General features: G+C 35.8%; 3 protein-coding genes and 1 tRNA gene. 3 read left to right on the top strand and 1 reads right to left on the bottom strand.

The features are described 5' to 3' along the window. Nucleotides 1–161 precede the first annotated feature (161 nt). A tRNA-Ser gene (locus tag ACFIMC_RS05535) sits at nt 162–251 on the bottom strand. Between the two features lie 285 nt (nt 252–536). On the opposite strand from ACFIMC_RS05535, the gene rplU reads away from it, so the two are divergent. From rplU to ptsP, 3 genes are all read left to right on the top strand, one after another. Further along, nucleotides 537–1,016 carry a 50S ribosomal protein L21 gene (gene rplU / locus ACFIMC_RS05530; RefSeq protein WP_375672089.1) on the top strand — a complete coding sequence of 160 codons (480 nt, stop codon included), beginning with the start codon at nt 537–539 and terminating at the stop codon, nt 1,014–1,016. Between the two features lie 12 nt (nt 1,017–1,028). Further along, entirely contained in the window at nt 1,029–1,298 is a 270-nt protein-coding gene (gene rpmA, locus ACFIMC_RS05525) for a 50S ribosomal protein L27 (protein WP_100130483.1), read from the top strand. Nucleotides 1,299–2,706: 1,408 nt separating this feature from the next. Next, nucleotides 2,707–5,238 carry a phosphoenolpyruvate--protein phosphotransferase gene (ptsP, locus tag ACFIMC_RS05520; protein WP_375680971.1) on the top strand — a complete coding sequence of 844 codons (2,532 nt, stop codon included), beginning with the start codon at nt 2,707–2,709 and terminating at the stop codon, nt 5,236–5,238. The last annotated feature ends 762 nt before the right edge of the window (nt 5,239–6,000 follow it).

Here is a 6,000-nt window from a genome sequence, read left to right as displayed (position 1 = left end):
ACACCTTAAAAACTCTTTGAAAAAAAATAAATTGGTACAAAACCTAGTGGCAAATTATACAAAACCCGCTGGCAAGCTACACCGATGACAAGCTACACTGGCAAGCTACAACCGGAAAGCTACGATTAAAGACAGTTTTAATAATATCGCTTTATAAACTGTGGCGGAGAGAGAGGGATTTGAACCCCCGATAGAGTTGCCCCTATGCCGCATTTCGAGTGCGGTGCTTTCAACCACTCAGCCATCTCTCCATAATAAAGTGAAACAAAAATCGGCACTATTTGAGTGTATAAGGGGTAGATAACCTTCAATTGTTTTTGGTACAACCTTTTTTTCTTTTTTATGGGACTTTATTGACAGAGAATAGAAATTCCTTCATATATACAAAATATAAGCGTGGGGAAATCTGCGCATATTTGTGTTGAAGAAGGTTTTATCCTTCTTTGGGATCTATTACGACTGATAAAAAGCAGCCTATTTTCCCTTATTTCAAGGCAGAAATTAAATAAGAGCTGGAGTGAACGGAAGGATAAAAAATGTTCGCAGTCATTAAAACTGGTGGTAAGCAATACCGCATTGTTGCTAATCAAGTGGTAAAAGTTGAAAAAGTTAGTGGAAATGCGGGTGATGTTGTTGAATTCAATGACATATTAATGGTTGGGCAAGAAGGTAATGCGGTTATTGGTACCCCTGTCGTTGCTGATGCATTGGTGACAGCTGAGATTTTAGAACAGGCACGTGGGTGCAAGGTTATCGCATTTAAGAAGCGCCGTCGTCAAAATTCTAAACGCACGCGTGGCCATCGTCAAGAATTTACGAGGCTTCGTGTTTTAGAAATTTTAATGGGTGGTTCAAAACCTAAAAAAGTTGCTGCGAAACCGATAAAAGAAGAAGAAACTACACCACAAGAAACAAAAGCTGCTGCTTCTGTTGAGAAGACGGCTAAAAAAACGGTTGAAAAAAAGACTGCGCCGCAGAAGAAAGCGTCTGTAGCATCAAAGAGTAAGAAAGATTAAAGGAGAGCGTCTATGGCACATAAAAAAGCTGGTGGTTCCTCGCGTAATGGTCGTGATTCAGAATCGAAACGTCTAGGCGTTAAAAAATTTGGTGGTGAAACCGTTATTGCCGGAAATATTATTATTCGCCAGCGTGGTACACGTTGGCATCCTGGTAACAATGTTGGTATTGGAAAAGATCATACGCTTTTTGCATTATCAAATGGAAAGGTTTCTTTTCAACGCAAAGCGGGTAATCGTTCCTATGTTTCAGTCATTCCTATGCTGGAGGCAGCAGAGTAATCTGTAACACTCTCTAGCAATCAACAGGATTTCATTGAATTATAGTTGTGGTTTTATAAGTATTAAAAGGGAAAGATAGAGTCTTATCTTTCCCTTTTTGCGTTGGTACTATAATAAATGTAGAAGATATACGAAAAAGGTACAATTGAGGAAATGGCTTTTCTCAATGAGGGAAAGAGTTTGTGCGATGTTATGTTAGTATTTAGTCCTGAACATATTGATATTATGATAGAATTTGTTGATAAATTTCTGTATAATAATAGTGAGAGAGACTTTCTTTTTATGCATGAAGAAGTGTCTAGTGATTTCTTATAAGAGAAGCAGTTTGTTTTCAGAAAATTATGAGAAATTTAATGAGAGCATTCTTTATGTAATCATTTTGATAAAGATGGGTCTTTTTATCGGCATTGTGGTATTGATGAGTTGTCATACTGTTTTTAGGTGGTAGTGTGGATAGGTGTGGCTATTCATTTAAAAAGACATAGGGATAAAAAATCCATAAGAAGGCAGCCAAAACTACTTTGAAAGTGACGTGCATTAAGGAATTTTCGGTAAATCAAGAGTGAAATTATATTTTTAAGGAGGACGGTGTTTAAAGATATAAAAATAACCAACGTGCAATCAGCGCCCTTCAAGAATATTTTTTCTGATTTCACTATTATTGTGTATTGTTGAAAGTAAATAAGCATAAGAGCTAGGGTTAAGGCAATCATTGCGTTTCATTTTTTACTTTATTTATCTTATTTGTAGAGTTTTTCTTTATTTTAGTAATTGATGATGGTGCTTGGGGGGGGATGTTCGTACTTTGCAAATGTGCGACAGAGGGTATTGTGTATTTGCGATATTGATTGAAGTAAAGGTGTAGCTTAAAATATATAAATATTATATATCGAGGGTTTGATATCATAAGATGGGCAGCACGGAATTTTAAAGATGATAAGTTGCATGGAGCAATTTGTAATTATGTAATGAGTTTATAAAGAGGGATAATAGGTTAAATAAACTTTGAGGAATCAATCAAAATATTAGCTGAAGTTACGGATGATTGGGAAGGATGCTTTCTTGTAGGAAAAATAATGAAAAGTTATGTTGAATAACTTAGGATAATGAGAGCGTTTCGAAAACGTAGTTTTTCAGGTGATTGGTTCTGTAGAAAATGGGGTTTTGTCTTTGTAAAGTAAAAGAGTAAGAGGTAGATTTGCTTATAATGGTTTTAAGCACTTCGCTAGATAATAATATCCAATTGTTTTATCGGTTATATTGAGGTATTTAAGCACCTCACTTAGCTATATTCCGTAAAATATAAATAAAGCTGTGGTGGTATTTATAGCTTGTATTTTGGGAAATGCAGCTTTGAAAAGGAATGTGTCAGAGATATTGGTGTTCAAATGTGAGGCAATTTGAATTCATGATGAGATATGAGAAAGCAGAAGCAATGAATGTAGATTTTGCTGATGGTGAAATCTTGTCTATAAGATCTGTACAACTTGCAGCTGCTTTTGATCATAAAAATGATGCAATTTATGCTGCTGCTGAATTGCTTGTGCAGGTTGGTGCAGTTGATAAGTGTTATCTGGCAAGCATGCTTGCACGTGAAGAAACAACCAATACTTGGCTTGGAAATGGTATAGCCATTCCTCATGGTATGGCTGAAAATCGTGATTTAATTATCAAGGATGCTGTTGCTGTTATACAGGTTCCTGCTGGTGTTGAGTGGCAGGATGGCAAGAAAGCATATTTGGTTATTGCCATTGCAGCGTGTCCAGATCGCTATAGAGAAATTTGTAAAAAATTGACGTCTCTTTTATTTGATAAAAAACAGCTTGAAGTACTTGCAACAACTATGGACAAACAACAAATTGTTACAACTTTGTTTGACCAAAATATGAAGATAGAAAAAACTTTTATTGGTGACCTTTCTGTGTGTCAGGAATGGACTTTAGATTATCCAAGTGGTCTTCATGCACGACCAGCTTCTCTTTGGGTTGATTTTGCGAAAAAGGCTCAAAGTTCCATCAGAGTTCGCCATGGTCAATATACCGTTGAAATGAAAAATTTGGTTGGTTTATTGCAATTAGGAGTAAAAAACGGTGATGTTCTGATTTTTTCTACAGATGCTGCAGAAGGAGCACAACTTCTCAATGATGCCATTGCTATTGCAAAAAAAGTGAGTATTAGTGAAAAATGTCTGATGAGAGCAATGGAATCTCAAACAAAGGCTTTTCATGGTTGGTATCCACGCTCTATGCAAAAAGGCATTTCTGGTGTTGGAGCGAGTTCAGGATTAGCATTTGGTAAGATTTTTGTTTTAAGGCAAAATGATATTTCCATAATAGATCAGCCAATTGATTTTGCAGCTGGTGCAGCATGTCTTGAAAATGCTCTTACAAAAACAAAACATAAAATGGCATCTGTGATTTCTGATATTACAGTGCGTATGGGAGCAGATTCTGCTGCGATTTTTTCTGCGCAAATGGTTTTGCTTGAAGATGAAAATTTAATAGCTCAAGCTTGTCGTTTTATAGCGGAAGGTCATGGTGTCGCTTGGTCTTGGGATAGAGCGGTTCGTCAATTTTCAGATATGTTTTTTAAGGTAGATAATCCTTTGTTAGCAGCACGTGCTGTTAATTTAGTTGATGTTGGTCGACGTGTTTTAGGTGAAATCAATCCATCCTATAGATCGTTCTTTTTAAATGATATTCCACATGGTGTAATTCTGGTTACAAATGACCTTTCTCCTTCTGATGTAGCACAACTTGATTGTACAAGGGTAAAAGGATTAGCAACAGCATGGGGAGGTCCATTATCTCATACAGCTATTTTGGCGCGTACTCTTGGTATTCCAATGGTTGTTGCTGCAGGTGATGATATTTTAGCAATTCAGTCTGATATTCAGGCTATTATTGATGGCGATAACGGGTTTATTTACCTTAATCCTACGCTTGAAGACGTTGAAGATGCTCAAAGGCATATTGATACTGTTGCGCAAAAACGTGTCAGTGAAATAAATGCATGTAGATTACCAGCGCAAACGACAGATGGTCAAAGAATTCGTATCATGGCTAATGTCAACTACGCAAATCAGGTTTCTGTTGCGCTTGATTTAGGGGCTGAAGGTGTTGGACTCATGCGCACGGAATTTTTGTTTTTAGAGAATCCATATATTCCGGATGAAGAGCTACAATTTAATATATATCGGGCGATGATTACAGCTGTAGGAGATAAGCCATTAATTATTCGTGCACTTGATATTGGTGGAGATAAACAGGTTACGCATTTACATTTATCTAAAGAGGACAATCCTTTTTTAGGTGTTCGAGGAACGCGGCTTTTGTTACGTCGACGTGATCTTTTGGTGCCTCAATTACGTGCTTTATATCGAGCGGCAAAAGAGGGTGGAGATCTATGGATTGTGTTTCCGATGGTCATGTCTGTTTCAGAGATTGTCGCTATAAAAAAGATTGCAGAGGAAATCCGCAACGATGTTGATGCACCAAAATTAAAACTTGGTATTATGATCGAAGTTCCAGCAGCGGCCATTATGGCAGATGTATTAAGCGCCCATGTTGATTTTTTTTCAATTGGAACCAATGACCTAACACAGTATACAATGGCTGTTGATCGGCAAAATCCATACCTTGTGTCTGAAGCTGATAGCCTTGATCCAGCAGTTTTGCGTATGATTTATCAGACTATTCAGGGAGCTGCACAACATAAGTGTTGGGTTAGTGTATGTGGTGGTATGGCTGGAGATCCTTTTGGTGCAATGATTTTGACTGGATTGGGAATTAATGAGCTTTCTATGATATCTTGCGATATTTCTCCAGTAAAGGCGTGTTTACAGACTCATAGTTTTGAAGATATGAAAATTTTAGCACAAAAAGCATTACAATGTGAAACTGCACGAGCTGTACGTGCTCTAAGCAAGGATATAAGGTGATAAAGAACATTAAGGGAAAAGAACGAGCTCATTTTGCAGAGTAATCAGATCTTTAGTGCTGTAAAACATTATCCTTTAAGACGATTATTAACAACATATTAATTTATAATGGTAATTTATCGTTTTACATAATGAGAACTCTAAATATCGTAAGGTTTTTTCGTTTTAAATTTCTCTATATTAAATTAATAAAAATTATTCTTTTATACATTACAAGGAGGAGTAATGTATGGATAAAAACACTTTAGGAAAGAATAAATGCCTTTTATGCATTCTCTTAAATAGCAGGGGATGTTGCAACATTAGGGGATAAATAGCGTGATCGTACTTGGCTTTTCCTTTTTATTTAAGAAAAGATGATGCTATCCAATAGATTTTATACCACTCATAGACACCGTATGAGGTAGATGTGACAAGCTTTAAGAGATGTTTTTTAACAAACGTGTGGATGAGAAAGAAAATATATTTTTAGAGTATTCTGTTTTGTTATGAGACCATATCCCACTTAAAGAATGCGATAATCAAAAGTATGAAGTAATACGTAATTTTTTTTAAATAATGGAGACTACTTTAGATATTTTGAAGACTGTAACGCTGAATTTAAAAATATATGGTAAAAATGAAAACAGGTTTGCATTTTTATGATTTTGTATTTGATCAAAATGAGACTATTTTTTCATTTTAGAAAATAAAATATATTCATACATATTAAATTAAAAATGCAAAGTTTTTTTCTGAATTTTATTTTCTTTAGTATCAACT

Source organism: Bartonella sp. AP21QHHD (assembly GCF_042196205.1).
Lineage (GTDB): Bacteria > Pseudomonadota > Alphaproteobacteria > Rhizobiales > Rhizobiaceae > Bartonella.
Note: the sequence above shows the minus strand (reverse complement) of the source record. Positions and strands in the feature narration are given on the sequence as shown.

Bases quoted from the DNA above. Each gene is read 5' to 3' on its own strand.
- rpmA (WP_100130483.1), top strand. From the start codon at position 1,029: ATGGCACATAAAAAAGCTGGTGGTTCCTCGCGTAATGGTCGTGATTCA.
- rplU (WP_375672089.1), top strand. From the start codon at position 537: ATGTTCGCAGTCATTAAAACTGGTGGTAAGCAATACCGCATTGTTGCT.
- ptsP (WP_375680971.1), top strand. From the start codon at position 2,707: ATGATGAGATATGAGAAAGCAGAAGCAATGAATGTAGATTTTGCTGAT.